Origin of the sequence: Microbispora siamensis (assembly GCF_016863095.1) — a bacterium.
Lineage (GTDB): Bacteria > Actinomycetota > Actinomycetes > Streptosporangiales > Streptosporangiaceae > Microbispora > Microbispora siamensis.
In genome coordinates this window covers 130,720-157,689 of sequence record NZ_BOOF01000001.1, presented here as the reverse complement: position 1 = coordinate 157,689, position 26,970 = coordinate 130,720, and the positions used below count along the sequence as shown (strand labels likewise).

The 26,970-nt window shown below is 73.2% G+C and carries 23 protein-coding genes; 17 read left to right on the top strand and 6 right to left on the bottom strand.

Going from position 1 to position 26,970, the window contains the following annotated elements; translation table 11 throughout:
• The first annotated feature begins 15 nt into the window (after positions 1 to 15).
• Positions 16 to 504 carry a hypothetical protein gene (locus Msi02_RS00725; protein ID WP_204046597.1) on the top strand — a complete coding sequence of 163 codons (489 nt, stop codon included), beginning with the start codon at positions 16 to 18 and terminating at the stop codon, positions 502 to 504.
• Here Msi02_RS00725 and Msi02_RS00720 read toward each other — a convergent pair.
• Entirely contained in the window at positions 473 to 6,283 is a 5,811-nt protein-coding gene (locus tag Msi02_RS00720) for a WD40 domain-containing protein (protein ID WP_204046596.1), read from the bottom strand. The two genes, Msi02_RS00725 and Msi02_RS00720, sit on opposite strands and share 32 nt — an antisense overlap.
• Before the next feature lie 76 nt (positions 6,284 to 6,359).
• Here Msi02_RS00720 and Msi02_RS00715 point away from each other — a divergent pair, with 76 nt between their 5' ends.
• The 6 genes from Msi02_RS00715 (at position 6,360) to Msi02_RS00690 (ending at position 12,067) form a co-directional block, all read left to right on the top strand.
• A complete protein-coding gene (locus Msi02_RS00715; protein ID WP_204046595.1) occupies positions 6,360 to 7,550 on the top strand; it encodes an ArsB/NhaD family transporter in 1,191 nt (396 codons plus the stop codon).
• 100 nt (positions 7,551 to 7,650) lie between these two features.
• Positions 7,651 to 8,262, top strand: coding sequence for a biotin transporter BioY (locus tag Msi02_RS00710; RefSeq protein ID WP_239107991.1), 612 nt, complete (start codon positions 7,651 to 7,653; stop codon positions 8,260 to 8,262).
• A gap of 7 nt (positions 8,263 to 8,269) precedes the next feature.
• Positions 8,270 to 9,643: an AMP-binding protein gene (locus tag Msi02_RS00705; RefSeq protein WP_204046593.1), complete on the top strand. Its 1,374-nt coding sequence runs from the start codon at positions 8,270 to 8,272 to the stop codon at positions 9,641 to 9,643.
• Position 9,644: 1 nt separating this feature from the next.
• Positions 9,645 to 10,790, top strand: coding sequence for a thiolase family protein (locus Msi02_RS00700; protein ID WP_204046592.1), 1,146 nt, complete (start codon positions 9,645 to 9,647; stop codon positions 10,788 to 10,790).
• Complete coding sequence (locus Msi02_RS00695) at positions 10,791 to 11,465, top strand: energy-coupling factor ABC transporter ATP-binding protein (protein WP_204046591.1); 675 nt, start codon at positions 10,791 to 10,793, stop codon at positions 11,463 to 11,465.
• On the top strand, positions 11,462 to 12,067 hold the full coding sequence (locus tag Msi02_RS00690; RefSeq protein WP_204046590.1) for an energy-coupling factor transporter transmembrane component T family protein: 606 nt from the start codon (positions 11,462 to 11,464) through the stop codon (positions 12,065 to 12,067). Before Msi02_RS00695 ends, Msi02_RS00690 begins: the two co-directional genes overlap by 4 nt.
• A gap of 18 nt (positions 12,068 to 12,085) precedes the next feature.
• Here the strand turns inward: Msi02_RS00690 and Msi02_RS00685 are convergent, their stop codons facing one another.
• From Msi02_RS00685 to Msi02_RS00675, 3 genes are read right to left on the bottom strand one after another with little or no spacing between them, the layout of a single operon-like run.
• Positions 12,086 to 12,928, bottom strand: a complete 843-nt coding sequence (locus Msi02_RS00685; RefSeq protein WP_204046589.1) for an inositol monophosphatase family protein — start codon at positions 12,926 to 12,928, stop codon at positions 12,086 to 12,088.
• Entirely contained in the window at positions 12,901 to 13,572 is a 672-nt protein-coding gene (locus Msi02_RS00680; RefSeq protein WP_204046588.1) for a hypothetical protein, read from the bottom strand. The genes Msi02_RS00685 and Msi02_RS00680 overlap by 28 nt, the downstream gene beginning before the upstream one ends.
• A complete protein-coding gene (locus tag Msi02_RS00675) occupies positions 13,569 to 14,606 on the bottom strand; it encodes a hypothetical protein (protein ID WP_204046587.1) in 1,038 nt (345 codons plus the stop codon). The genes Msi02_RS00680 and Msi02_RS00675 overlap by 4 nt, the downstream gene beginning before the upstream one ends.
• 237 nt (positions 14,607 to 14,843) lie before the next feature.
• Here Msi02_RS00675 and uvrB point away from each other — a divergent pair, with 237 nt between their 5' ends.
• The 6 genes from uvrB to Msi02_RS00645 all read left to right on the top strand — a co-directional run bounded on the left by uvrB (position 14,844) and on the right by Msi02_RS00645 (position 21,163).
• Complete coding sequence (uvrB, locus tag Msi02_RS00670; protein WP_204046586.1) at positions 14,844 to 16,955, top strand: excinuclease ABC subunit UvrB; 2,112 nt, start codon at positions 14,844 to 14,846, stop codon at positions 16,953 to 16,955.
• Positions 16,956 to 17,372: 417 nt separating this feature from the next.
• Positions 17,373 to 17,921 carry a hypothetical protein gene (locus Msi02_RS00665; RefSeq protein WP_204046585.1) on the top strand — a complete coding sequence of 183 codons (549 nt, stop codon included), beginning with the start codon at positions 17,373 to 17,375 and terminating at the stop codon, positions 17,919 to 17,921.
• Between the two features lie 223 nt (positions 17,922 to 18,144).
• Positions 18,145 to 18,627: an RrF2 family transcriptional regulator gene (locus Msi02_RS00660; RefSeq protein ID WP_239107990.1), complete on the top strand. Its 483-nt coding sequence runs from the start codon at positions 18,145 to 18,147 to the stop codon at positions 18,625 to 18,627.
• 50 nt (positions 18,628 to 18,677) lie between these two features.
• The gene (locus Msi02_RS00655) at positions 18,678 to 19,973 is read left to right on the top strand and encodes a sensor histidine kinase (RefSeq protein WP_239107989.1); all 1,296 of its coding nucleotides are present in this window, start codon (positions 18,678 to 18,680) and stop codon (positions 19,971 to 19,973) included.
• A gap of 32 nt (positions 19,974 to 20,005) precedes the next feature.
• The gene (locus Msi02_RS00650; RefSeq protein WP_204046584.1) at positions 20,006 to 20,371 is read left to right on the top strand and encodes a hypothetical protein; all 366 of its coding nucleotides are present in this window, start codon (positions 20,006 to 20,008) and stop codon (positions 20,369 to 20,371) included.
• Between the two features lie 186 nt (positions 20,372 to 20,557).
• Positions 20,558 to 21,163, top strand: coding sequence for a DUF4126 domain-containing protein (locus tag Msi02_RS00645; protein WP_204046583.1), 606 nt, complete (start codon positions 20,558 to 20,560; stop codon positions 21,161 to 21,163).
• Between the two features lie 14 nt (positions 21,164 to 21,177).
• Here the strand turns inward: Msi02_RS00645 and Msi02_RS00640 are convergent, their stop codons facing one another.
• Positions 21,178 to 21,765, bottom strand: coding sequence for a Uma2 family endonuclease (locus tag Msi02_RS00640; RefSeq protein ID WP_204046582.1), 588 nt, complete (start codon positions 21,763 to 21,765; stop codon positions 21,178 to 21,180).
• Between the two features lie 91 nt (positions 21,766 to 21,856).
• Positions 21,857 to 22,552 carry an acyltransferase gene (locus Msi02_RS00635; protein WP_079315786.1) on the bottom strand — a complete coding sequence of 232 codons (696 nt, stop codon included), beginning with the start codon at positions 22,550 to 22,552 and terminating at the stop codon, positions 21,857 to 21,859.
• A gap of 156 nt (positions 22,553 to 22,708) precedes the next feature.
• On the opposite strand from Msi02_RS00635, the gene pyrG reads away from it, so the two are divergent.
• From pyrG to Msi02_RS00615, 4 genes are all read left to right on the top strand, one after another.
• Positions 22,709 to 24,379: a CTP synthase gene (gene pyrG / locus Msi02_RS00630; RefSeq protein ID WP_079315787.1), complete on the top strand. Its 1,671-nt coding sequence runs from the start codon at positions 22,709 to 22,711 to the stop codon at positions 24,377 to 24,379.
• On the top strand, positions 24,376 to 25,005 hold the full coding sequence (locus Msi02_RS00625; RefSeq protein ID WP_179155221.1) for an NUDIX domain-containing protein: 630 nt from the start codon (positions 24,376 to 24,378) through the stop codon (positions 25,003 to 25,005). Before pyrG ends, Msi02_RS00625 begins: the two co-directional genes overlap by 4 nt.
• 35 nt (positions 25,006 to 25,040) lie before the next feature.
• Positions 25,041 to 25,967, top strand: a complete 927-nt coding sequence (locus Msi02_RS00620; protein ID WP_239107988.1) for a site-specific tyrosine recombinase XerD — start codon at positions 25,041 to 25,043, stop codon at positions 25,965 to 25,967.
• Between the two features lie 98 nt (positions 25,968 to 26,065).
• Positions 26,066 to 26,953 (top strand): ParA family protein, encoded by an 888-nt coding sequence (locus tag Msi02_RS00615; protein ID WP_373308207.1) that lies wholly within the window; start codon positions 26,066 to 26,068, stop codon positions 26,951 to 26,953.
• Positions 26,954 to 26,970 lie beyond the last annotated feature (17 nt).

Sequence of the window (26,970 nt, the reverse complement as noted above, 5' to 3'; positions counted from 1 at the left end):
GATCTCTCGGAGCCGTTGCTCCAAGCACTGCTCGCCGACCTGCACGGCAAGGCACACGACCGGCTCGCCCAAGAGGATCCGCACCTGGCGGTGGTCTGGCACCTGATGCGCGACAACCGGCCCATCGTGATCGCCCTGTTCGAACAGGCGATGGCTGCCGGCCCCGGCGCAGGCCTGCTCTGGCGGCGCCTGATCGAGGACACCCGGGTGCTCCGCGAGCACCTGGAGCACCTGAGAGAGACGGGGCACTCCCTCCCGGGCGACCCGGAACTGGTCGCGGCGGCGATGGGCGGGATGCTGTCGATGCTCGCCTACGCGCTGCTCGGCGACGACCCGGAGTCCGGCCGCTCCGACGACGAGGTGATCGATACCCTCACCCGGCTCCTGCTCACGGCCTCGCCGCTGCGGGCTCCACGCCGGCATGACCAGCGGCGGTACGACCGTCGCCGCCGCCGACCGGCGCACTCACCCGTCAGAACGGCTCGTCGAGGGCCAGCCGCCTGACCTCGGGCAGGTATTCGTCCAGCTCGCCGGGCTCGAACCGGCACATGCCGAGCACGTACCAGAACTGGCCCGTCACGTCGCCCTCCAGCTTGTACAGCCCGCCGGGCGAGAACGCGGCCCATCCCTCGGGCAGGCCGAGCAGCGTGGCGCGGCGTTCGCGTCCCGGGACGTCCCACAGGATCACCACGCCGTCGTCCCCGGCGCTGGCGAGCAGATTCCCGGAGGGGTGGAACGCGACCGACCAGATCCGGCGGCCGTGACCCGCGAGGGTGCCGACGCGCGCGCCGGAGGCCGGGTCCCACAGGTGGACGGCGAGGTCGTCCCCGGCGGTGGCCAGCAGGTCGCCCGACGGGCTGAAGGCCGCCGTCCACAGCCGCCCGCCGCCGGCGAGCACGTGCAGGCACTCGCCCGAGGCGACCTCCCACAGGCGGGCGGTGCCGTCGTTGCTCGCGCTCGCCAGCAGGTCGCCCGACGGGGAGAAGGCCACCGCGTACACCCGGTCGTCGTGGCCGCTCAGCGTCGCCGCCCACTGGCCGGTCGACGCGTCCCACAGCCGCACGTTGCGGTCGTCGCAGCCGGTGGCCACGAGCCGGCCGTCGGGGCTGAAGGCGATCGACCTGACCCGCCCCCGGTGCCCGGCGAGGTTGGCGACCTGCCGCCCCGAGGGGCGGTACCACAGCCGGACGCTGTCGTCGTCGTTCGCGGTGGCCAGCAGTTGCCCGTCGGGGCTGAACGCCTCGGCCCACACGTGGTCGGTCTCCACGTTGAGCTCGCGCTCGTACGTCCCCGCCACCGGGTTCCACAGGTAGACGCCGCCGTCGTTGCTCGCGGTCGCCAGCAGCGGGCCGGCCGGGCTGAACACGGCCGACACCAGCCGGTCGGCCGCCCCGGTGAGCGAACGCAGGCGGCGGCCCGTGACCGGGTCCCACAGCCGTACGTAGCCGTCGTTGCCGCAGGCGGCGAGCATGCCGCCGTCGGCGGAGAAGCGGACCGACGTGATGCGGCGGCCGTGGCCGCGCAGCGTCTGGACGCACTGACCGGTGTGCGGGTCCCACAGGCGGGCGGTGCCGTCGTTGCTGCAGGTCGCGAGCTGCCGGCCGTCGGGGCGGAACGCGAACGGCCACACGGAGCCCCGGTGCCCGGTCAGCTCGGCACGCGCCTGGCCGGTGCGGTGGTCCCAGATCCGTACGACCCCGTCGCTGTCGCCGGTCGCGAGCAGCTCGCCCGTGGGATCGAACAGGACCTGGTAGACGGCGCCGCTGTGCCCGGGCAGGCTGCCGGCGGCCGCCCCCGTGACCGGGTCCCACAGCCGTACGGCTCCCTCGGTGTCGCCGGAGGCGAGCAGCCGGCCCTCCGGGTGGAAGGCGAGGGAGTAGATCCGGCCGGGGTGACCGGTGAGCTCGTGCAGCGCGGCGCCCGTGCGGGGGTCCCAGATGCGCAGCACGCCCTGGCCGTCGCCGGCGGCCAGGCGGGTGCCGTCGGGGCTGAGGACCAGGCGGTAGACGGCTCCGCTGTGGCCGTGGAGGTGGTGGCGCACCTGCCCGGTGTCGAGGTCCCACACGCGGATCGCCCCCGCGCTGTCGCCGGTCACCAGCAGCCCCGGCAGGAACACGGCCGTGTAGATCGGGGCGGTGTGGCCCGGCAGCTCCCATGCGAGCTCCCCGGACGCCCAGACCCGCATGATCCCGTCCGCGCCGCCGGCCGCGACCAGGTCGCCGGAGGTCAGCACGGGCCACACCCCCTCGGGATGGCCCCGCAGGACGTGCGACGGCTCTCCGGTGGCCGGGTCCCACACCCGGACGGTCCCGTCGCTCGCGCCGGTCACCAGCCCGGCCTCGCCGTAGGCGACCTTGTAGACGCGGCCCCGGTGGCCCTGCAGCGTGCGCAGGGCGGACCCTGTGACGCTGTCGCAGACCAGCACGCCGCCGTCCTCCCCGCCCAGGGCGAGCACGCCGCCGTCGGGGTGGTAGGCGACCGGTTCGGGCAGGCGGCTGCTCTCGAAGTGGTAGCCGTACGGCACGCCGACGACGGCGGGGGCCAGCTCGGCGCCGACCTGGCCGCCGTCCGTGCCGGGGACGGCGGGCGCCACGGCCGCGCCGCGCAGCTCCGGTGCTCCCCGGGGGACGCCGGTGACGTCGATAAGCGCGGCCCGGTCCCAGCGGCTGCCCTCGACGGCGACGTCCCGCAGGTCGGCGCGGGCGAGCCGGGCCCGGGTGAGGTCGGCGCCGCGCAGGTCGGCGCCCACCAGCACGGCCTCGTCCAGGCGCGCCCCGACCAGCCGGGCGTCCCTGAGCACCGCGTGGGACAGGTCGGCCCCGACGAGCCGGGTGTCGGTCAGGTCGGCACCGGTGAGGTCCACGCCCTGCAGCTCGCGGTACGACAGGTCCTCCCCGCTGAGCCGGGCGCCGCGCAGGTCGGTCCTGGCCGAGGTGCGCAGCCGGGTGGTCACCTTGATGGCGTTGGCCCGTGCGACGTCGGCGGCGGCGGGGGAGGCGAGCGTGCGGGCCGCCCACGCCTGCAGCCGCGAGGCGTCGGCCAGGTCGCACAGGAAGTCGACGGCCAGCGCCGACAACGGCCGCAGGCCGAGCCCCGGCGCGTGGCCGGCGTGGAGCGACTCCGCGAGGTGCCGGGCCACCAGCCACTCCACCACCGAGGCGTGGATGAACCCGAACAATCCCTCGTCCGTGCGGACCAGCAGGCTGCCGGCCCCGACGGCGTGCGCGGCCTGCTCGGGCGTCAGCCGCGAGGCCCCCTGCCCTCCCGCGGCCCCCTGCCCTCCCGGGAACCCCTGTCCTCCGGTGGTCCCGGCGCCGTCCGCGTCGGCCGGGCCTGTCCGCTCCGCCTGCTCGGAACCGGGCCCCGGTCCGTACGGCACGAGGTTCTGCGTGTCGGCGGCCAGGCCGGTGAGCGTGTCGGCGACCTCGGCCAGCTCCGCCGGCCGCAGGTAGGTCTCGCCGGTCTCCCACAGCCGCAGCGCGAGCGTGGTCGCGGCCCGCCACAGCTCCTCACGGGTCAGCCCGCCGGGAGCTCCGGCCACGCCGCGCACGCGCTCCTCCTCGAAGGCCAGCCACGTGTCGAGGATCTCCTGGTAGAGACCGGCGGCGCTGATCGCCTCCCCGGCCCGGGCGACGGCACGCAGCCTTTCTGCGGGCAGGTCGGCGATGAAGCTGAGCATGCGGGGGTTGTGCGCCAGGCCGAGCAGGTCGGCGATGCCCGTGAGCAGGGCCATCCGGTCGTCGGCCGCCTCCTGCGAGCCGTACCGGTTGACCAGGTAGGCGCGGATCTGCTCCTCGGTGAACTCCTCGATGCTGAGCACCCGGCGGTTCGGCAGCAGGCCGACCTTCTCCCCGAGCGCGGTCATCACCTGGCTGCGCGACTTGAAGTGCTGGGTGCGCCCGGCCACGACGATCTTCGCCTTGTCCTCCGCCGCGCGCAGCAGGGTGTCGAGGTGGTCGGCCGCCCGCTCGTACGTCACGCGGGTGACCAGTTCGTCGAAGCCGTCGAACAGCAGCACGATGCGGCCCTGGCGCAGCATGTAGTGGAACGCCTTGAGGTCGATCAGCTCCTCGCCGTGGTTGGCGAGGTGCGCCGCGACCAGCCCGGCGACCGAGTGCGCCTTGTCGAGGGCGCGCAGCTCGATCAGGATCGGCGTGAGGTGTGGCAGCTCGGCGGGGATGCGCCTGGCCACCTCGCGCAGTGAGAACGTCTTGCCCCGGCCGAAGTCGCCGAGCACGAGCACGAACCGCCCGTGGTCGGCCGCGAGCAGCCGCATCAGCTCGTCGGTCAGATCGTCGCGCACCTCGCCGCCGGTCCGGTCGAGCTCCCGGAACCGCTGCGGCACGTACAGCTCGGGCGGGTAGCGGCGGTCGCCGCGCAGCCTGGCCGTCTGCCCGGCCACGTACGACGACAGGTCGAGCAGCCCCTGGAACTCGGTGAAGCTGCGCAGCCGCAGCCCGCGCCGCAGCGCGTCGTCGCGTAAGGTCCGGGACGGTTGCGGCCCCTGGTAGACCAGCTCGGCGGCGTGCTCCAGCCCCGCCGCATGGACGTGACCGAGGAACGCCTCGACGCGATCCTGGTTCAGCTCCCCGGCGTGCGCGCCGATCAGGACCTGCCGGACGAACCCGTCCTCGGGGTGGGTGACGAGCAGGCGCGGCGGGTCGCCGGCGACGCGGCGGATCTTGGCCCGCTCGAAGCGGGTCTCGCAGACCTCGGCGATCCGGTCGAGCAGCAGGTCGGCCGGGCCCGCCGGCTCCTCCGGCTCCCGCGCCGGCGGCTCGGGAGCCGCCACGGCGGGGGTCTCCGGCCGCCAGCCGCGCCAGCCGTACGGCAGGACCTCGGGGTCGCCCAGCTCCGGCCGGTCGCGGGTCCACCGGCGCAGCCCCTCGGGCGTGACCTGGAGGATCTGGTGACGGCCCGGGGCGAGCGCGGGCACGCACGGCAGCCCCTCCAGATCCCAGACCTCCTCCGGGCCGCCGCCCCGGGGGGCCCGCCCGTGGACGAGCAGGTCGAGCCGGGATCCGAGCAGCCGTTCCAGGGTGGCGGCGTCACGCAGGCCGGGACGCGGGGGATGGGCGACGACGCCGATCCGCAGCCAGCCCTCGAACGGCCGCAGCCGCTCGGCGAACCACGCCGCCTGGGCCTCGCCGACGAAGCCGTAGTCGTCCTCCTCACGGTGGCTCATCGCGATCGTGGAGTTGATCCCGGCGACGACCGTGCGCAACTCGGGCAGCTCGAACAGCGTCCACGGCTGGGCGCTGTCGAAGGCCGGGCCGTCGAGGCCCTGGTAGAGCTCGCCGAAGAGCGTGGAGAAGTGCCGCCACTTCGGCCAGTACGGCGGCTGCGGGCGCACGTCGTCGGCCTCGCAGGTCGCGAAGTAGGCCCGGCAGGCCGCCTTGGTGACATCGCGCGGCCCGGGGACGACCACCAGCCGTCCGGGCTCCAGCCCCAGCAGCACGCGCAGCCCGGTGAGGAACGCCAGCGCCTGCTCGCACTCGCGGATGCTGCCCGACTCGGTGAGGTCGCCGGTCACCACCAGGAGATCGGGCCTGGGCACCCCGGCGTCGGCCAGCCGGGTCAGGTCGGCCCACACGCTCGCCTGCAGCTCGCCCGCGTCGAGCGGCTCGTCCGCCTCGGCGAGGCCGCGCCCGAACCGCGGCCCGGCGACGTGCAGCACGGTCACCGAGGAGGCGCCGCCCGCGCGCTCGGCCGTCGGGAACACCGGCTCGGCCGCCGGGGTGCGCCGGGCCCGGGGCACCCGTACGGCCGGGGGCGCGGGGTCGGCGGGCGGCTGGAGCGCGTGCGCGCCCGGCCCCGCCGGGAACCGGGGCGGCTCGGCCGGCTTGGCCCGGCCGGCCAGCGCCTGCCGGATCCGGGTCAGCAGCAGCCGCCGCGCCTCGCCGGGGTCGGTCACGCCGAGGAGGTCCACCCAGGTGATCGTGGACAGCAGGCCGTCGAGCGGGCAGTCCTCCAGCCGCACCGTCACGAGCTTGTTGGACGGGTTGTCGGGATCGGCGCGCAGCGCCGCCTGCCATTCGAGCCTGCCGTACCGGGAGCCCAGGTAGTTGCGGGTGAGCACCGCGACGACCAGGTCGGCCTCGCTGACCCCGCGGTCCATGAAGTCGATGAAGTTGGTGCCCGGCACGAAGTCCCACGCCTGCAGCATCGTGCGATAGCCGGCGGCTTCGAGTTGCCACGCGATCCACGTCGCCCACCGCTCGTCGGCGGGGGAGTAGCTGACGAAGATCTCGGTCCGCGCGTCCCCCCGCCCCGTGTGCGTCATGGGCTCAGTATTCACGCTGCCACCGACGGTTTGGAGGGGTTCGATCATCTCGGGGGCCGCGAGATAGGGTGTGCGCGTGGCGACCGGGCTGCGGAGACTGAGCGTTCTCGACTGGATCAGGTTCGGGCTGCTCGCGGCGGGCCTGGTCTTCGTGGCCACCGGCCTGCTGCCGGCCGAGGAGGCCAGGGACAGCGTCGAACGCATCGCCCCCCTGCTGCTGTTCCTCGGCGCGGTGATCGTGCTGGCGGAGCTGACCAAGGAGGCGCAGGTCTTCGACGTCATCGCGACCCGCATCGCGATCGTCGGCCGGGGGAGCTACGCCGTTCTCTTCCTGCTCTGCACGGCCTTCGCCTCGCTGGTCACGATCTTCCTGAACCTGGACACGACCGCCGTGCTGCTGACGCCGGTCATGCTGGCCCTTGCGCCGCGCGCGAAGATCGCGCCGCTGCCGCTCGTGATGACCACGGTCTGGCTGGCCAACACCGCGAGCCTGCTGCTGCCGGTCTCCAACCTCACGAACCTGCTCGCCATGAACCGGGTCGCGCTGACCACGCAGGAGTTCGCCGCGCGGATGTGGGCGCCCCAGGCCGTGTCGATCGCGGTGACGATGGCGTTCCTGTGGGCGTTCTACTGGCGGCGTGGCGAGCGGGGCGAGGACCGCTACGTGCCGCCGCCTCCGGTGCCGGTGGCCGACCGGGTGCTGTTCGGCGTCGCGGGGGTGGCGTGCCTGCTGTTCATCGCCGCGCTCCTGGCGGGCGTGGAGATCGGCGTCGCGGCCCTCGTCGCGGCGGTCGCGGTGGTCGCCGCCTTCGCCTGGCGCGACCGCGCGAAGCTCGTGTGGGGCCTGATCCCCTGGCGGCTGCTGGTCTTCGTCACCGGGCTGTTCCTCGTGGTCCCGGCGCTCAGCCGCCTCGGCCTGGCGGACGTGATGCGCGCGCTCGTCGGCGTGGGCGGCGACGGGGACGGCGCCTACCGCGCGGCCGCCGCCGGAGCCGCGCTGTCCAACGTGCTCAACAACCTCCCGGCGTACGTCGCGGGCGAGCAGGTCGTCCCCGCGGCCAACCACACGCAGTTGCTGTCGCTGCTCGCGGGCACCAACCTGGGCCCGGTGATCACGCCCTGGGGCTCGCTCGCGACGCTGCTGTGGTTCGAGTGGTGCCGGCGGGGGGACGTGCGGGTGCCGCTGGCCAAGTTCGTCGCCACCGGCGCGGGCCTCGCCGTGACCGGCCTCGCCGCGACGGTGACCGTCCTGATCCTCACGGCCTGAGCCGCAGCCGCCCGGCTATGGGCGGCGCTGAGAACGACACGGCGAAAAGTTGTGGGTTTCCTCATGCGCCGAACGGAGCGTCTTGGTATGGGATCGATCCGTGACAGATGAACAGAGTCCGCCTCGGCGGCGCTTCCCCGCGGCGGACGTCGCCAGGGTCAGCGTCTTCGCCGCGCTGATCGCCGTGCTCGGCATGCCGGGCGCGCTGAACATCTTCGGCGACGCGGTGCCGATCACGTTGCAGACACTCGGCGTCATGCTCGCCGGGGCGATCCTCGGCACGTGGCGCTCCGCCCTCGCCATCGTGGTCCTGCTCGTGCTGGTCGCCGCGGGACTGCCCCTGCTGGCCGGTGGACGCGGCGGGCTCGGCGTCTTCACCGGGCCCTCGGCCGGCTTCCTGATCGGCTGGCTTCCCGGCGCGGCCCTGACCGGGTGGATCGTCGAACGCGGCGGACGCACGCCGTCCACGGTGCGGCTGGTGGCCGCCTGCCTCGCCGGCGGCGTCGGCGTGGTCTACCTGTGCGGCATCCCCGTGCAGGCCCTGGTCACCGGGCTGTCCCTGGGCAAGACCGCGCTGCTCAGCGCGGCCTTCCTGCCCGGCGACCTGGCCAAGGCGGTGCTGGCGTCGATCGTGGCGCGGGGCACCCAGCGGGCCTACCCCGACGCGGTCCCCGCGGTGCACCGCGAGCGGCTGCGGGCAGGAGGGCGGTGACGCGCCCGTGCCGGTAGCCGCGCAGGTCATGCGGCACGCCGCCGCCCACCCGGACCGGATCGCGGTGTCCGGGCCCGGAGGCGACCTCGGCTACGCCGAACTCGCCGCCCGGGCCGGCCGCGCCGCCCGCCGACTGGCCGACGAGGGCATCGGGCCCGGCGCGCTCGTCGCGGCCGGCCAGGCCGACCCGGTGGCCCTGCTCGTCGCCGTGCTCGCCGCCGACCTGGCGGGAGCCACGCCGCTGCTGTGCGACCACGCCTGGAGCGAGGAACGACGGGCGCAGGTCATGGCCGCGGTGCCGGTCGCCGCCCGCTTCGACGCCCCGCTGCCGGAGGCGGACGGCCCGCCCGTACGGCACCGCCCCGGGCCGGACGACCTCACCTGGGCCTGCTTCAGCTCCGGCAGCACCGGCAGGCCCCGCGCCGTGGTGCGCGATCGCGCCTCGTGGACCGCGTCGTTCGCCCACCTGGACGCGCTGACCGGGATCGGCCCCGACGACGTCGTGCTGATCCCCGGCCCGCTGGTTTCCTCCCTGTACGGCTTCGCCGCCGTGCACACGCTGGCGGCGGGCGCGACCGCTGTCGTCCCCGGCCGGTGGTCCCCGGGCGGGCTGGCGGATCAGTTGCGGCGGGCCACCGTGGTCCACGTGGTGCCCCACCGCCTGCCGGCCGTACTGGACGCCCTGGAGAAAACCGGTGGCCCGCTGCGCACGGCCGTGGTCGGCGGGGCCGCACTGGACGCCGCCACCAGGACCCGGGCAGCGGCGGCCGGAGTGCGTGTGGTGTCCTATTACGGCGCCACCGAGCTGTCGTTCGTCGCCGTGGATGCCGACGGGGCCGGGCTGCGGCCCTTCCCCGGCGTCGAGATCGACGTCAGGGTGCCGTCCGGGCAGGCCCTGGGCGAGGTGTGGGTGCGCTCCCCGTGGCTCTGCGAGGGTTACCTGGCCGGCGCGACCGGCCCCCTGCGGCGGGACGACGGCGGCTGGATGACGGTCGGCGACCTGGCCGAGCCGCACCGGCCCGGCGAGGTCCTGCGGCTGCGCGGCCGGGGCGACGGCGCGATCCAGACCGGCGGCGCCACCGTGGTGCCCGAGGACGTCGAGGAGGTGCTCAGGAAGGTGCCGGGAGTGGACGACGTGGTCGTGGTCGGCACGCCGCACCCCTACCTGGGCGCCGTGGTCACGGCGGTCGTCGAGGGCACGGGCGCGTCGAGGGCCGCCCTGGAGGCGACGGCGCGCGCCGAACTCGACCCGGCGCAAAGGCCCAGGCGCTGGTACGCGGCCGGGTCGCTGCCCCGGACCCCCACGGGCAAGCCGGCCCGCGGCCTCGTCGCCGCCCGTCTCGCCGCCGGCGACGACCCCGGCCTGCGGCGGCTCGGCTGACATGGACGAGCACGCGGTCGTCGTGGCGGCCCGCCGCACGCCCATCGGCACCGCCGGCCACGCGTTCCGGACCCTGACGGCCGACCGGCTCGCCGCGCCCGTCATCGAGGCGGTCGCCCGCGACGTGGCGCACCTCGGCGTCCCGGTGGACGACGTGGTGCTGGGCAACTGCACGGGACCCGGGGGCAACCTCGCCCGGGTCTGCGCGCTGGCCGCCGGGATGGGCCACGAGGTGCCCGGCGTCACCGTCGACCGGCAGTGCGGCAGCGGGCTCGCCGCGATCCTGCTGGCCGCCCAGGCGGTCCGCTGCGGCGAGGCGGACCTCGTCGTCGCCGGGGGTGTCGAGAGCGCCTCCACCGCGCCGCTGCGGGTCCGCCGGCGGGAGGGCGAGCCGGGCGTGCCGTACGAGCGCGCGCCGTTCGCCCCGGAGGGGCACCCGGACCCGGACATGGGCCCGGCCGCCGAGGCGCTCGCCGCCGCGCGCGGCGTGACCAGGGAGCGCCAGGACGCGTACGCCTGCCGGAGCCACGCGCGGGCGCTGGCCGCCCGGGAGGCCGGACGGTTCACTCGCGAGATCGTCCCCGTCGGCGGCCGGACGGACGACCAGCGCCCGCGCGTGCTGCGGCCGCAGTCGCTGGCCCGGCTGCCCGCCGCGTTCGTGCCGGGGGGTACGGTGACGGCCGGCAACTCCTCCCCCGTGAGCGACGGCGCCGCCGCCGTCGCGGTCGTGCCCGAGCGGCTGCGCGCGGCGGCCGGGCTGCCCGGTCTGCGCCTGCTGGCCGGCGCCGTCGCCGGCTGCGACCCCGCGCTTCCCGGGTGGGGGCCGGTGCCCGCCGTACGGCGTGTGCTGCGGCGGACTGGAGCGGACCTGGAGAGGGTGGCGGCGGTGGAGATCGTGGAGGCGTTCGCGGCGCAGGTGCTCGCGGTCACCGACGCGCTCGGCCTCGATCCCCTCGGCGCGGACGCCGGCCGCGTGTGCGCGGACGGCGGCGCGCTCGCCCTCGGCCATCCCTGGGGTGCGAGCGGAGCGGTGGTGGTGACTCGCCTGTTCAGCCGGCTCCTCGGGGCGCCTTCCGGGACGCTGGGCCTGGCGGCGGTCGCGGTCGGCGGCGGTCTCGGGATCGCCGCCCTGTTCGAGGTGGTGTGAGTGATCCGGCTGGAGGACGTCCATGTGCGGCTCGGGCAGCGGGAGGTGCTGCGCGGCGTCACGGCCTCGCTGACCGAGCGCCGCGTGGGCGTGGTCGGGGCCAACGGCTCGGGCAAGAGCACGCTCGCCCGCCTCGTCAACGGCCTGGTCCTGCCGTCCTCGGGCACGGTGACGGTGTCCGGGCTCGACACCCGCCGCCACGCGGCCCGGATCAGGCGCGGCGTGGGGTTCCTGTTCACCGACCCGGACGCGCAGATCGTGATGCCCACGGTGGCCGAGGACGTGGCCTTCTCGCTGCGCCGCAAGGGGCTGGCGCGCGAGGAGGTCGAGCGCCGGGTGCGGGAGGTCCTGGAGAGGTACGGCCTGGGGGAGCACGCCGACCACCCCGCGCATCACCTGTCCGGCGGCCAGAAGCAACTGCTCGCCCTCTGCTCGGTCCTGGTGCTCGAACCGGAGATCCTGGTCATGGACGAGCCGACCACGCTGCTCGACCTTCGCCACTCCCGGCAGGTCGCCGCGCTGCTCCGGACCCTTCCGCAGCAGGTGGTCGTGGTGACCCACGATCTCCCGCTGCTGGAGGACTTCGACCGCGTGATCGTGATCGACGAGGGGCGGATCGTCGCCGACGCCGAGCCCGCCGCCGCGATCGGCCACTACAGGAAGATGATGGCGTGAGCGGGCTCACCGGCGCCTACGTGCCCGGCGGTTCGCTCCTGCACCGGCTGCCCGCCGGGGCCAAGCTCGCCGGGCTCGCCGTGTCCTGCACGGCGCTCCTGCTGCTGCGCTCGCCCGCGGCGCTGGCGGGCGCCGCGGCCGCCGTGGTGCTGCTGTACGCCGTCTCCGGGGTCGGGCTCGCCGCCGCCTGGGCGCAGGTGCGGCCCGTTCGCTGGTTCGCCGTGGCACTGTTCGGCGTGCAGCTGGTGTTCGCGGACCTGCCCACGGCGGCGTCCTCCACGCTCCGGGTCGTGCTCGCCGTCGCCCTGGCCGGGCTGGTCACCCTCACGACCCGCACCAGCGCCCTCATGGCCTGCCTGGAGCGCTGCCTCGCCCCCGCCAGGTTCGCCGGCCTCGATCCGTTCCGCCTGTCGCTGCTGCTGTCCCTCACACTGCGCAGCGTGCCGGTGATCGCGGATCTGGTCACCCGGGTGCGGGAGGCGCAGCGCGCCAGAGGGGTCGAGCGGAGCCCGCGCGCCTTCGCCGTCCCGCTGGTCGTGGGCGCCCTGCGGCACGCCGACGCGCTGGGCGAGGCGCTCGCCGCGCGCGGCCTCGACGACTGACCCCGGGTCTGCGGCGAGTCAGAGCGGCGGCAGGGCGGGCGCCAGACGACGGGCCTCGGCGACCAGGTCGAGCAGGTCCCCGACCAGGGCGGGCGGCGCGGCGACGAAGCTGCGGTCCTCGGGCGGCCCCTCGGCGGACGCCTCGAACGGCCCGCCGTCGAGACCGCGGATCTCCACCCCCGCCTCCCGGGCGATCAGGGCCCCGGCGGGCAGGTCGAGACCCTCCGCGCGGTAGCCGATCATGCCGTCGATGTCGCCGCGGGCGAGCATCGCCCAGCACAGCAGCGGAGCCCAGAGCTGGAGCACCCGCCGGGCGCGGGCGTCCATCGTCATCTTCAACGACCGTGCCGCCGGGTCGCTCCGCGAGACCCCGTGGCCCTGCGTCCAGGCCAGCACCGGCCCGTGCCGGAGGTCGCGGCGCGGCGGCCCGGTCAGCGGCCCCGCCGGCCCGCGGGCCCCGGCCCCGCTGACGGCCGACCAGGTGCGGCCGGAGAGCGGCTCGTGGACCACCCCGAGCACCGGGCGGGCGTCCGCGCACAGCGCCAGGCCCACGACGTACGCGGGAAGGCCGATCGCCACGTTGTTCGTCCCGTCGAGGGGGTCGACCAGCCAGGTCCATCCGCCGTCCGTACGGTCGCCGCCGTGGACGCCCGACTCCTCGGCCACGATCCGGTGGGAGGGGAACTCGGCCCGAATGCGGTCGAGGATCAGCTTCTCCGCGGCCAGGTCGAGGTCGGTCACGACGTCGCCCGACCCGCCCTTGTGGTGGACGGCGACCGCTCCCGGCGCGCTCTCGCGCAGCACGGCCCCGGCGGCCAGGGCGGCCTCGACGGCTACCCGCCTGGCGTGTTCGAGGTCCACAGGCTCCTCCTGGCCAGCTCGGCGGCACGTGCGGTCTCGGCGACGTCGAGGCGTTCCCGCCTGACGTGGTGGAGGGGCGTGGCGAGCGGCCCGAGCGACAGGTCGCCCAGGCCCGGCCGGCCGCGGCCGAGCGCCACCGTGGCGGCCTCGCCGTCCTCGGGGATGACGCTGCTGTGGAAGGCGCCCGCGACCAGCGTGTAGGTGTCCCCGGCGCCGAACAGCTCGGCGCGTCCCGGGGCGTACGTCACGGTCCTCGGGGTGGGGCGGACGACGTCGCCCGACGGGGTGCTGACCACCTCGAAGACGCGGTGGGTGGGGGACCGGGTGGTGTCGGTCACCACGGCGTGGACGTTGCGCACCTGGCCGTACAGGACGTGGCTGACCAGGTCCCAGCTGTGGCAGTGGACCTGGGAGGTGGTGCTGCGGGCGCGCCGGGCGCCGGCGGTCCACACGTGCACGCACACCCCGAGGTCTCCCTCGCGGACCAGCGGCAGGCAGAGGAACCCCAGCGGATGCCGCACACCCCGCACGCCCGAGCCGCGCGAGCCGCGCGAGCCGCCCTCTGCGATCTCGCCGAGCACGCCGAGGGCCCACTCGCGGGCGCTCCCACCGGCGAGCACGTCGGACACGTCCCCGTACCTCATGGCGCGTACGGATCCTTGGCGCGCAGCGCCTTGCGGGTGACCTCGACCACGTCGCGGTCGGTGAACGACTTGGGCAGGGGGAGGTCGACGCGGTCGAACAGCCTGCGGACCTCCTCGACGGTCGGCTCGTCGCTCAGCGGCACCGACCGGTAGCGGTCGATCGCCACGCGGCGGGCCTGCTCGAAGCTCGTGCGCAGCTCGGTGCCGCAGCTCTCGTAGAAGAACGAGCCGCTGAAGGCGATGATGGCCCGGTTGGGGTCCTCGGACGTCATGATCAGGGAGCGGCCGGACATGTCCCAGCGGAAGGTCGTCATGACCGGCGTGAGCCCCACCGCGATGTCGAGCAGGCCGTACCGCTGGCGATACCAGAACGCGGCCAGGACGCTCGCGTACGACTCCTTCCTGGCCCGGTCGGTCGTCCACAGCTCACCGGTGCCATCCGGGCGGTCCGACAGCGACCTGCGGTAGTGCGCGTAGCTCTCGCACACCGCCTCGTCCGTCGGGTCGATGATCTCCAGGCGTACCGTGAGGTGCCGCTTCTCGCGCCGCGCGGCGGCCACGCACTCGGGCAGCGTGACGGCGCGCATGTAGGTGCCGGTGCCGCCCTTGAACGTCCAGCGGTCGGTGCCCCTCCGGGCGTCCGCGTGCGCCTGCGCGATCTCGTGCTGGCTGCCCAGGATGCGGATGACCGCCATGTCCTCCAAAGCCCGGCGGGTGCCCGCGACCAGGTCCTCCAGTTCGTCGAGGCGGTCCAGGCGCTCGGGCAGCCGCGCGAGGACGCCGGAGGTGGCGTGCATGGCCTCCTCGACGGGCTCCTGCCGGACCCGGTCACGCAGCAGCGCGGTCGCGACCAGGGCCAGGACGACCAGCGTGGTGCCGCTGACCAGTTGCGACTTCACCTCGTCGGGGATCACCTTGTCGGGCAGCACGCCGAGCACGCCCACCGCCACGGCCAGCACGAGGGCGATGGCCCCGTCGACGTTCTTGGCCGCCCACGCGAGCGACCGGCCGACGGCACTCCGCAACCCCGCCATAGGTCAGCCCCGCCATCCCGTCAGTGTCGGCCCCCGACTCGATCGTAACGACAGGGTCATGGTCCGGCAAAGGGTTCGCCGACCAGGGCGCGGCGGCCAGGAAGCGATGAACGGAGCGGGCATCGGGGCCGGAATTGTCGGTCGCCGAGCGTAGGTTATGGAGGTGAACCGGAGCGGGCGCGCGTCTGTGTGGCCGCCCGCACCGGTGGACGGGGCGAGTGAGGAGCTGAGCGGCCGATGACATCCATGACGGACCTGAAGCGGAAGGTCGCGCCCTTCCAGGTCGTCACCGACATGACGCCGTCCGGCGACCAGCCCACGGCGATCGCGGAGCTGGAGCGCCGGGTCAGGGCCGGGGAGAAGGACACGGTCCTGCTCGGCGCGACCGGCACCGGCAAGACCGCGACGGTGGCGTGGCTCATCGAGCGGGTGCAACGCCCGACGCTGGTGATGCAGCCGAACAAGACGCTCGCCGCCCAGTTCGCCAACGAACTGCGCGAGATGCTGCCGAACAACGCGGTCGAATACTTCGTGTCGTACTACGACTACTACCAGCCCGAGGCGTACGTCCCGCAGAGCGACACCTACATCGAGAAGGACTCCTCGATCAACGAGGAGGTCGAGCGGCTGCGCCACTCGGCGACCTGGTCGCTGGTGTCGCGCCGCGACGTGGTGGTGGTCGCCTCCGTCTCCTGCATCTACGGCCTGGGCACCCCGCAGGAGTACGTCGACCGGATGGTCGGGCTCAAGGTCGGCCAGCAGATCGAGCGCGACCAGTTGCTGCGGCGGCTGGTCGACATGCAGTACACCCGCAACGACCTGTCCTTCACCCGGGGCACGTTCCGGGTGCGCGGCGACACGGTCGAGGTCATCCCGGTCTACCAGGAGCTGGCCGTCCGCATCGAGATGTTCGGCGACGAGATCGAGAAGCTGGCGACGCTGCACCCGCTGACCGGCGAGGTCGTCGGCGAGGACGACGAGCTGCACATCTTCCCCGCCTCCCACTACGTGGCCGGTCCCGAGCGGATGGAGCGGGCCATCGCCGGCATCGAGGCGGAGCTCGCCGAGCGGCTCGCCGACCTGGAGCGGCAGGGCAAGCTGCTGGAGGCCCAGCGGCTGCGCATGCGCACCACCTATGACATCGAGATGATGCGCCAGGTCGGCACCTGCGCCGGGATCGAGAACTACTCGCGGCACATCGACGGCCGCGAGGCGGGCAGCCCGCCGCACACGCTGCTCGACTTCTTCCCCGACGACTTCCTGCTCGTGCTGGACGAGTCGCACCAGACCGTCCCCCAGATCGGCGCGATGTACGAGGGCGACGCCTCGCGCAAGCGGACGCTGGTCGACCACGGGTTCCGCCTGCCGTCGGCGATGGACAACCGCCCGCTCAAGTGGGAGGAGTTCCTGGAGCGCATCGGGCAGACCGTCTACCTGTCCGCCACGCCGGGGCCGTACGAGCTGGGCCGCAGCAAGGGCGAGGTGGTGGAGCAGGTCATCCGCCCCACCGGTCTGGTGGACCCCGAGGTGATCATCAAGCCCACCAAGGGCCAGATCGACGACCTCATGGAGGAGATCAGGGTCCGGGCGGAGCGGGACGAGCGGGTCCTGGTCACCACGCTGACCAAGAAGATGGCCGAGGACCTCACCGACTACCTGCTCGACAACGGCATCCGGGTCCGCTACCTGCACAGCGAGGTCGACACGCTGCGCCGCATCGAGCTGCTGCGCGAGCTGCGCATGGGCGAGTTCGACGTGCTCGTCGGCATCAACCTGCTGCGTGAGGGCCTCGACCTGCCCGAGGTGTCGCTGGTGTCGATCCTCGACGCCGACAAGGAGGGCTTCCTGCGCTCGGAGACCTCGCTCATCCAGACGATCGGCCGCGCGGCCCGCAACGTGTCCGGCCAGGTTCACATGTACGCCGACAAGATCACGCCCAGCATGGAGCGGGCGATCGAGGAGACCAACCGGCGCCGGGCCAAGCAGATCGCCTACAACGAGGCGCACGGCATCGACCCGCAGCCGCTGCGCAAGAAGATCGCCGACATCCTGGACAGCCTCGTCCGCGAGGACGCCGACACCGCGCAGCTTCTCGGCGGCGCCGGGCGGCAGCAGTCGCGCGGCAAGGCGCCGGTGCCGGGCCTCGCGTCCCGCGGCGCGGGCCAGCACGCCAAGGCGATCGCGGGGGAGATGCCGCGTGCCCAGCTGGAGTCGCTGATCGAGTCGCTGACCGAGCAGATGCACAACGCCGCCGCCGACCTGCAGTTCGAGGTGGCGGCCCGGTTGCGCGACGAGATCAAGGAGCTCAAGCGGGAGGTCCGCGACATGCGCGAGGCCGGCGTGAAGTGACGGTGCGACGACCGTGCGGCGACGGCGCGGTGACCGGTGACCTTGTGCTACGCCGTAACGGCCGGGGACGATGCTGACGGCCCGGGGCGAGCCGCACGGGCGGCATCGCCATGGGCCGGCGCCCGCCTGCGGCAGAACCGCGCCGCAGGATTTCGAATTCGGCGGCTTCCGGTGAATTGTGCGCGAGAACCGCTGGTGGGTGAAATGCGGAAATCGGTGTGATTTTCGCGGTATTACCCCTCCGGAAACGCCGGCGGCTGTGCGGAAATGAGCGGGGTTCGGGATTCGAGCGCGGTTGACCTGGCCTGATGTGGGGAAGGCATTCGTCGGCGCGTGGATTCACGTTCACGCGTCAGGGGAGCCGCTTATTCGAGCGGCTCCCGCCGGGCGAATCCGTCTCTGGCAATCGGGGAAACAATGCGTACGACGACCATCGCGTCCAGCCCTTACGCTCGCCTCGTGCTCGCCGCCGGGTCGGTGACCGCGCTCCTCGCCGGCTGCGGCGAGGCTCCGGCGCGGTCGTTCGCCGCGGTGCCGGTGAGCCGGTCGGTCACTCTCGCCCCGGTCTCGCCCAGTCCGTCCGCGACGCCCACGCCGGCGCCGGTGCCCAGCCCGTCGGCGACGCCGACCGACCTCGCCGGGTGCCGGGACGGCGACTGCGAGGCGCGGGTGCGTGAGGGGGACGCCATCCCGATCGACCCGAGGCTGGGCGTGGACGAGATCACCGTGGTGGGCCTGCGGGGAGACGCCGTCAGGCTCGCCTTCACCGGCACCTCGACGGTCGTCGACGGTGTGAACATCAGCATCAGCCGGAGCTGTTACAACGACCGCTGCCGGGTCAGGGGAGCGGTGACGATCAGCACGAGCAGGCCGGGCCGCATCGGCGACGTCGACCTGCGGCTCGCACAGGTCGCGGGTGACACCGCCGTGCTGGTGCTCAAGCCCGCCACCCGTCAAGGCGGCTGACCCGCGCTCCGGCCCGAGAGCCGGCCGGAGCCGGCCCTCGCGCTCGTCCTCACGCCGCTCACGAGGGCTCCGCGCCCGTGGAGCCGGGACTTCCGGCCGCGCTCGTCGGCCGCTACGCCCTCACCCGGTTCCCTCCCACACGGCTGATCGCACTGCGGCGGCACCACTTCTGACCAGGCACAACGGTTCCCGGCGCCAATCCTGGATGTGTAGTATCCAGGTTATGCGGATGAGCGAGGGCGTCGAGTGGGCGATGCACTGTTGCCTGACGCTGGCATGGCTCGGCAACGAGGTGCCGGTTTCGACGGCGAAGCTCGCCGCCGGGTTCGAGTTGCCGCCCGCATACCTCAACAAGCAGCTTCAGGCGCTGGCCAAGGCGGGGATCATGACATCCACTCCGGGGGTGAGGGGCGGGTTCCGGCTGGCCCGGCCCCTGGAGGAGATCACGGTCATGGACGTCGTGACGGCGATCGAAGGACCTGCCGAGGCGTTCCAGTGCACGGAGATCCGACGGCGCGGGGCCGGGGCGGCGAGGCCGGAGTGGCAGTTCCGCGCCCCGTGCGCGGTCTCGACCGCGATGCGCAAGGCCGAGTTGGCGTGGCGGCGGGCGCTGGCCGCGCAGACTCTGGCCGACGTGCGGGCCGCGGCGGACCGTCGTGCGCCCCAGGCGGGTGAGGCGATCCGGCGCTGGTACGCGCAGAACTGATCGTCCCGAAGCAGAAACCGTCCGCCGCTACGAGGGAGGGGAAACCGGATGTGAACCCGCACTCCATAAAGGCGCGCTCCACGATCGCCGCGGCAGGGCTCTTGCTGTTTGCTCTGGTCGTGGGAGGCGTCGGCCTCGACCTGGCGATCCGCTACAGAATCCAGAACGACGTCTTCTTCTCGGCCGAGCAGGTCGCCGCACGGTGGAGCGCGGCGGCGCGCAACGGCGCCGTGCCCCGTCCGATCCCCACATTCACCGACATCACCCTCGTCCAGCTCGTGGATGCCCGCGGGAGGGTCGTCGACTCCAGCCTGCAGGCCGCGGGCATGGGGCCGCTCAGCACGCTGCGGCCTCCAGCCGACGATCGCCTTCAAGAGCGCACGGAGTGCTCCGCGCAGGACCGGTGTGTCATGCTCATGGCCAATCGGGTCTCTCCCGCGGCGGACTCGCCGGTCGTCTACGCCGGCACGGCGCAGCCGTCCCTCCTGGCCACGCACAATCTGGAGTACGTCATCGCCGCGGGCGGTGCTCTGATCTTGGTTTCGGTGGCCTGGATGACGTGGTGGGCCGTGGGCCGGACCCTTCGCCCGGTCGAGCGGGAGCGTCAGTTCGCCTCCACCACCTCCCACGAGCTCAGGACGCCGATCGCCGGCCTGCGGGCACGACTGGAGGAGGCTCTCCTCTATCCCGACGATGTCGACCCGCGCGACACCATCCAGGGAGCCTTGCGGGCCACCGGCCGGCTCGAGGCGATCGTCGACGACCTGTTGCTGCTGACCAGGCTGCGCGGCGCCGACGCGGCGGCGCCGGAGTCGATAGAGCTCGGTGCGCTGGTGACGGAGGAGGTGTCGGCCCTCGGCCCCGGGGTGCCGGTGCGCGTTCGGGCGGCCGGCGACGTGCGAGTCCGCGGCTCCCGGATCCAACTGGCCCGAGTGGTCGGCAATCTCTTGAGCAACGCGCGGCGGCATGCGGTCAGCGCCGTCACGGTAACGGTCGACTCCGTGGGCGGCCAGGCTCTCGTGGCGGTTACCGACGACGGGGCGGGCATCGCCCCTGCGGACCGCGAGCGGGTCTTCGAGCGTTTTGTTCGCCTGGACGAGGCGCGTCGCCGGGATTCCGGCGGCAGCGGACTCGGCCTCGCCATCTCTCGCGACATCGCCCGCGCCCACAAGGGCACCCTGCGGATCGAGGACTCGCCGGTAGGCGCCCGTTTCGTTCTGACGCTGCCGCTGGCGGGAACGGCGGGAGCCGTGGCGGAGCGGACCGCCGCGCCCCGGGAAACCGCCGTCAAGCCCAGGAGGAACACCTGGTTCGCGCGCCGGCCGCCCGCCAATACCGGCCGATGAGCGACGCGCGGGGGCGTCCGCAGGAGGTGATCATGCGACCTGCGGTGGGCGAGCCGCTGCGGCGGTGCCCGTCCTGCGGCGGCCCGCTGGGCCGTCGGGCGGGGTGCCCGCGCTGCGACGTGGCACACGGCATGCGTTACGCCGCCAGGGAGACCGACCGGCCCGGGGTGCCGCCGGGCAACGAGCACGCCATCCGGGTGAACGTCTCGGTGGTCCGGCGGCCCGAGGGCATCTCCGCCCCCGAGGTGCTCGCCAGACGACTGCTTCTGCCCGCGTTGCTGACCGGCTTCCTCCCCACCAGAGAGCAGGCGCAGCGCCTTGGCGCGCTGGTGAAGCGCGGCGCCCGCGCCGAGGACCTCCCCGCGGCGATCGACGGACTCACCGCCGCGACAGGCTGACGGCGCATCCGGGCACCGATCGGACGGCCGGCAGAGCGGCCAACCGAGCCGTCGGCCCGGTTGCCGCGCCCGGCTCATGCCGTGAGGTGTCGCGAGCCCGATTCGCGGTAGTAACCAGGGACACGGCGCCGGGGCCGTCCGTTGACGGAAAGGCGGGATCGTCCCGTCGGCCGGAGGAGGTTGCTCATGTTCGCGGCGCTCACCGGACTCGGACTGTCGACCGCGGCCGGGCTCAACGCGTACATCCCGTTGCTGCTCGTCGGCGTGCTCGCGCGGCTCACCGACGCCGTGCGGCTGCCGACCGAGTACGCCTGGCTGTCCGACACCTGGGTCCTCGCGATCGTCGCCGTGCTGCTGGTCGCCGAGTTCGTCCTCGACAAGGTGCCCGTGGTCGACCACGTCAACGACATGATCCAGACGGTGGTGCGGCCCGCGTCGGGCGGCGTGGTCTTCAGCGCCACGGCGGCCGCGGCGAAGATCGACAACTCGGCGTGGATGGCCGAGCACCCGGCGGTCGGCTGGCTGCTCGGAATCGCCGTCGCCCTCGCCGTACACGTGATCAAGGCCACGGCGCGGCCGGTGGTGAACGCCACCACGGCGGGCGTGGGCGCGCCGGTCGTCAGCACGGTCGAGGACGTGGGCTCGCTCGGCATGAGCCTGATCGCGATCTTCCTGCCCGTCCTGGTGGTGGCGGCGCTGGCCGTGCTGGCGTTCGTGGCCTGGCGGCTCATCCGCAGGGTGCGGCGCTACCGGGCGGCCCGCCGCGCCCGGGTCGCAGCCCCGCCCGGCTGACCGGACAGGGTGGATCAGCCGATGAACGGGCTCAGGTCCAGGTCGATGTCCACGTCGAAGCCGACGTAGGTCGTGAGGCGCTTGCGGTGGATCCCGGTCGGCGCGTACGCCTTCACGCTCGGCTCCAGCTCGAACGTGTACGCGACCGGCTCCTGGTCCTCCAGCTCGACGCGCCAGAGATATCTGATCCCGGCGTCGGAGTATTTGATCGGCTTGGTCGTGCGGTCCCGCTCCTCCGAGTCGGGAGACACCACTTCGACGACGAGGTGGACCTCCTCGGGACGGTAGGAGGTTCTCCGTAGATCGGAAAGCGCTTCCTTCTTGACGACGAGGACGTCGGGTTCCGGCCGCTGCCGCAGGCCGAGAGTTATGGACATCTCCCTGGCGACCGCGAGATGACTTGGCGGCCGAATGCCGCGGTCGCGGTCGACCAGCAGGTTGACCATCAACATATGAAAGTTCGTCTGGGGAGACCTCATGATGAGGGAGCCATCGATCAACTCGACGTGCGCGGGGGCGTCAGGGGGAAGATGGTCGAGCATGTCGGCGGTCCATCCGCCCGGCGGACCGGGATAGAACCAGTCAGGGAAAGCCGCGGTCATCCGTGTCCTCCTCTCCTCGGGCGATTACTCGACACGACAATCGAGTCACCCATCGTAGTCACGGGAGGCTGGAGAGGTTGCCGGCGTTCGGTCAGGCCGTACGGGACTCGTGCTCGGTCCGGGTGCGGGGGTCGGTGGGCAGGGGAGAGGTGCGGCGGGCGGCCGAGGGGCTGTGCCAGCCGAGGTCGGGGGAGTGGCGCCGGACGATCTTGGCGGGGACGCCGGCGATGACCGAGTGGTCCGGGAACTCCCCGCGCACCACGGCGCCGCCGGCGACAACCGACTGGCGGCCGATGCGCGTCCCCGGCAGGATGATCGCGCCCGTCCCGATCCAGGATCCCGAGCCGATGGAGACCGGCTTGTTGCGCGGCCACTGCCGCCCGATGGGCGTCTCGGGGTCGTCGTACACGTGGTTCTGGTCGGTGATGTAGACGTAGGGCCCGGTGAAGACGTCGTCCCCGATGTCGATGGACTGGTGGCCGACGATGTGGCTGCCCCTGCCGATCGAGCAGCCCCGGCCGATGCGCACGATCGAGTCGGGCCCGAGGTCGACGCCGGGGCCCATGCCTGCGGAAATCGACACCCGCTCGCCGACCAGCGTGTGCGGGCCGATCTCGATCCACTGCTCGCCGAAGATCGCGCCTTGGGGGAAGGAGATGCACGCCCCCTCGCCGAGGGCGCGGAACCGGTAGCCCGCCGGTGCGGCCGGGCTCACCGCCGCCGCCTCCCGCACGTAGGCCCAGCCCCGGTGGACCAGACGGCCGACGGCGCGCTTCACGAACGACATAACGCGACAAGTTACCGTTAGGTCGGCTTGTCCGCTATGGCGGGTTAGTGCACGTGGCAAGCCCATTGTTGCCCAGCGTTTGATATTCTGAGAGCCCGTGGGCATCGCGGCGTCCAAACCGGACGGCCGGATCGACATCGACCACGGGAGTTCTTCTTGCGCAGCGCCGCACAAACCAAGCATCTGTTCGTCACCGGCGGCGTCGCCTCCAGTCTCGGCAAGGGACTCACGGCCTCCAGCCTCGGTCGCCTCCTCAAGCTTCGCGGCCTCCGCGTCACCATGCAGAAGCTCGACCCCTACCTGAATGTCGACCCCGGCACGATGAACCCCTTCCAGCACGGCGAGGTGTTCGTCACCGACGACGGGGCCGAGACGGACCTCGACATCGGCCACTACGAGCGCTTCCTCGACACCGAGCTGCACGGCTCCGCCAACGTCACCACCGGCCAGGTCTACTCGAACGTGATCGCCAAGGAGCGGCGCGGCGAGTACCTGGGCGACACCGTCCAGGTCATCCCGCACATCACCAACGAGATCAAGGACCGCATCCGCGGCATGGCGGGCCCGGACGTCGACGTGGTCATCACCGAGGTCGGCGGCACCGTCGGCGACATCGAGTCGCTGCCGTTCCTGGAGGCCGTCCGGCAGGTCCGCCACGAGGTCGGCCGCGACAACGTCTTCTTCCTGCACGTCTCCCTGCTGCCGTACATCGGCCCGAGCGGGGAGCTGAAGACCAAGCCCACGCAGCACTCGGTCGCCGCGCTGCGCAGCATCGGCATCCAGCCCGACGCGATCGTCTGCCGTTCTGACCGGCCGATCACCACCTCGCTCAAGCGCAAGATCAGCCTGATGTGCGACGTGGACGAGGACGCCGTGGTCTCCGCCGTCGACGCGGCCTCGATCTACGACATCCCGAAGGTCCTGCACGCCGAGGGACTCGACGCGTACGTGGTGCGCCGGCTCGGCCTGCCGTTCCGCGACGTGGACTGGACCGAGTGGGACCAGCTCCTGCGCCGGGTCCACCGCCCGGCCAAGGAGGTCACGATCGCGCTGGTCGGCAAGTACATCGACCTGCCCGACGCGTACCTGTCGGTCACCGAGGCGCTGCGCGCCGGCGGCTTCGCCAACGACGCGCGGGTCAACATCCGCTGGGTCAAGAGCGACGACTGCGAGACCCCCGAGGGCGCGGCCCGTGAGCTGGACGGCGTCGACGGCGTGCTGATCCCCGGCGGCTTCGGCGTGCGCGGCATCGAGGGCAAGGTCGGCGCCGTACGGCACGCGCGCGAGCAGCGCGTTCCCCTGCTCGGCATCTGCCTCGGCATGCAGTGCATGGTCATCGACGCGGCCCGCAACCTGGCCGGGATCGAGGACGCCGACAGCACCGAGTTCGACCCCGAGACCATCAACCCGGTCATCTCCACCATGGCCGACCAGAAGGACGTCGTCGCCGGTGAGCGCGACATGGGCGGCACCATGCGGCTCGGCCTCTATCCGGCCAGGCTCGTGGAGGGCTCGCTGGCCCGCCGCCTGTACGGCAAGGCCAAGGTGGAGGAGCGCCACCGGCACCGCTACGAGGTGAACAACTCCTACCGGGAGCGGCTGGAGAAGGTCGGCATGGTGTTCTCCGGCCTGTCGCCCGACGGCCGCCTCGTCGAGTACGCCGAGCTGGCCACCGACCAGCACCCGTTCTTCATCGGCACGCAGGCCCACCCCGAGTTCCGCTCCCGCCCGACCCGGTCGCACCCGCTGTTCAAGGGGCTGGTGCAGGCCGCGCTCGAGTACGCCGGCCGGCGGGAGAACGTGGCGAAGGCGGGGCGGGCCAAGTGACGGCCGAGAACACGGTGAAGGTGGAGGACGCCGAGGAGTCCTGGAAGGTCGTCGCCTCGGCCGAGCGCTTCGCCGGGCGGATCATCACGGTGCGCACCGACACCGTGGAGATGCCCGGCGGGGTGACCGCCGACCGCGACTACGTCGTCCACCCCGGCTCGGTCGCGGTGCTCGCCCTCGACGACGAGGACCGCGTGCTGCTGATCCGCCAGTACCGGCATCCGGCGCGGCGCCTGCTGTGGGAGCTGCCGGCCGGCATCCGCGACGTGCCCGGCGAGCCGCTGGTGGAGTGCGCGGCGCGCGAGCTCGCCGAGGAGGCCGCCTACCGGGCGCGCACGTGGCACACGCTGGTCGACCTGCGCACCTCCCCGGGCATGTCGGACGAGCGGATCCGGGTCTTCCTGGCGCGCGACGTGGAGCCGATCCCCGACGAGGAGAACACGTACGTGCGCCATCACGAGGAGACCGACATGCCGGCGGTCTGGATTCCCCTGGGTGCGGCGGTCGACAAGGTGCTGAGCGGAATGATCCACAATTCTCCTGCCGTCGCCGGTATCCTCGCCGCATACGCTGCTTCCGCCGACGGATTCAAGGGCCTTCGTCCCGCCGACGCGCCGGAGGCATGAGTCCGTAGGGAGACGTCCTGAGCGAGCCCGAGGCGGTGCTGTCCAGCTACCTCGCCCACCTGGCGGTGGAGCGGGGGCTGTCTGCCAACACGCTCGCCTCGTACCGGCGTGACCTGCGCCGATACGTCGAGCATCTCCGGGCGCGCGGGCTCGAGACGTTCGCGCAGGTCGCCGAGTCGGACGTGGTCGCCTTCCTCGCCGCGCTGCGGGAGGGCGACGAGGACCACCCGGCGCTGGTCGCCAGCTCGGCCGCCCGTGCCGTGTCGGCCGTACGCGGGCTGCACCGATTCGCCCTGCGCGAGGGCGTGGCCGGCCACGACCCCGCGCACGAGGTGCGCCCGCCGCGCCAGCTCCGGCGGCTCCCCAAGGCGATCACCGTCGCGGAGGTCGAGCGGCTCATCGCCGCCTGCGGCCCGGAGGACTCGCCGCTCGCCCTGCGCAACCGCGCGCTGCTGGAGGTCCTGTACGGCACGGGCGCCCGGATCTCCGAGGCCGTCGGGCTGGCGGTGGACGACGTGCCCACGGGTCCGGTCCACGACGAGGAGCCCGACCAGGACCAGGTGCGGCTGAGGGGCAAGGGCGGGCGGACCAGGATCGTGCCCCTCGGCCGCTTCGCCCGCCAGGCGCTCGACGCGTACCTGGTCAGGGCGAGGCCCCGGCTGGCGGCGCACGGCCGTGGGACGCCGGCGCTGTTCCTCAACGCGCGGGGCGGGCGGCTCACGCGGCAGGGCGCCTGGGAGGTGCTGCAGGCGGCGGCGGAACGAGCCGGACTTTCCGGTGTATCGCCGCACATGTTGCGCCATTCGTTCGCAACCCACCTCCTGGACGGGGGCGCCGACGTTAGGGTTGTCCAGGAGTTGCTCGGCCACGCCTCGGTGACCACCACGCAGGTGTACACCCTGGTGACGGTCGACAAGCTCCGGGAGGTGTACGCGGCGGCGCATCCCCGTGCGTTGCATTAGAAGGCGCATCTCGCGGGCCTTTGGCGCGCCGCCTTGCCGACCACGTGCCTACCCTTTAGATTCGATCAGGTTCGAAGGCCGTCAGGGAGGACCAACAGGTGACTGCGACCACAGAGGGGACGTGGGTGGGGGCTCCCGGCGCGATCGGGCCTACCGGCCGTCCACGTCCGGTGTTCCCCGAGCCGACCCCGCCGGAGTCGCACGGGCCCGCGCGCATCGTCGCGATGGTGAACCAGAAGGGCGGCGTCGGCAAGACGACGACCACGATCAACCTGGGCGCCGCGCTCGCCGAGGTCGGTCAGCGGGTTCTGCTCGTCGACTTCGACCCGCAGGGTGCGCTGTCGGTCGGTCTCGGCATCGACCCCCGGCCGCTCGAGGCGACGGTCTACGACCTGATCATGGAGGAGCCCGACGTCACGGTCGAGGACGTGCTGCTCGACACCACCGTCGAGGGCATGCAGCTCCTGCCGAGTAACATCTTCCTGTCCGGCGCGGAGATCCGGCTCGTCAACGAGGTGGCCAGGGAGTACGCCCTCCAGCGGGCGCTGGAGCCGCTCCTGCCGCACTACGACATCTGCCTGATCGACTGCCAGCCGTCCCTCGGCCTGCTGACGGTCAACGCGCTGACCTGCGCGCACAGCGTGATGATCCCGCTGGAGTGCGAGTTCTTCGCGCTGCGCGGCGTCGCGCTGCTCATGGAGTCGATCGGCAAGGTCCAGGAGCGGCTCAACAAGAGCCTGGAGATCGACGGCCTGCTCGCCACGATGTACGACCCCCGTACGCTGCACGCCCGCGAGGTGCTGCAGACGATCATGCAGGGCTTCGGCGACAAGGTGTTCCACACGGTCATCAACCGGACGGTCCGCTTCCCCGACGCCACCCTGGCGGGGGAGCCGATCACGCAGTTCGACCCCGGCTCGATGGGCGCCACCGCCTACCGTGAGCTGGCCCGTGAGCTGCTGGCCAGGTGGCCCGCCCGCGTCTGACAGCGATGTCGTCGTAG

What these genes read in the sequence shown, in the direction of transcription:
- Msi02_RS00680 (WP_204046588.1), bottom strand. Translation starts at nt 13,572, where the DNA reads ATGAGGTACGGGGACGTGTCCGACGTGCTCGCCGGTGGGAGCGCCCGC.
- Msi02_RS00650 (WP_204046584.1), top strand. Translation starts at nt 20,006, where the DNA reads ATGCGACCTGCGGTGGGCGAGCCGCTGCGGCGGTGCCCGTCCTGCGGC.
- uvrB (WP_204046586.1), top strand. Translation starts at nt 14,844, where the DNA reads ATGACATCCATGACGGACCTGAAGCGGAAGGTCGCGCCCTTCCAGGTC.
- Msi02_RS00700 (WP_204046592.1), top strand. Translation starts at nt 9,645, where the DNA reads ATGGACGAGCACGCGGTCGTCGTGGCGGCCCGCCGCACGCCCATCGGC.
- Msi02_RS00645 (WP_204046583.1), top strand. Translation starts at nt 20,558, where the DNA reads ATGTTCGCGGCGCTCACCGGACTCGGACTGTCGACCGCGGCCGGGCTC.
- Msi02_RS00640 (WP_204046582.1), bottom strand. Translation starts at nt 21,765, where the DNA reads ATGACCGCGGCTTTCCCTGACTGGTTCTATCCCGGTCCGCCGGGCGGA.
- Msi02_RS00675 (WP_204046587.1), bottom strand. Translation starts at nt 14,606, where the DNA reads ATGGCGGGGTTGCGGAGTGCCGTCGGCCGGTCGCTCGCGTGGGCGGCC.
- Msi02_RS00660 (WP_239107990.1), top strand. Translation starts at nt 18,145, where the DNA reads ATGCGGATGAGCGAGGGCGTCGAGTGGGCGATGCACTGTTGCCTGACG.
- Msi02_RS00720 (WP_204046596.1), bottom strand. Translation starts at nt 6,283, where the DNA reads ATGACGCACACGGGGCGGGGGGACGCGCGGACCGAGATCTTCGTCAGC.
- Msi02_RS00665 (WP_204046585.1), top strand. Translation starts at nt 17,373, where the DNA reads ATGCGTACGACGACCATCGCGTCCAGCCCTTACGCTCGCCTCGTGCTC.
- Msi02_RS00635 (WP_079315786.1), bottom strand. Translation starts at nt 22,552, where the DNA reads ATGTCGTTCGTGAAGCGCGCCGTCGGCCGTCTGGTCCACCGGGGCTGG.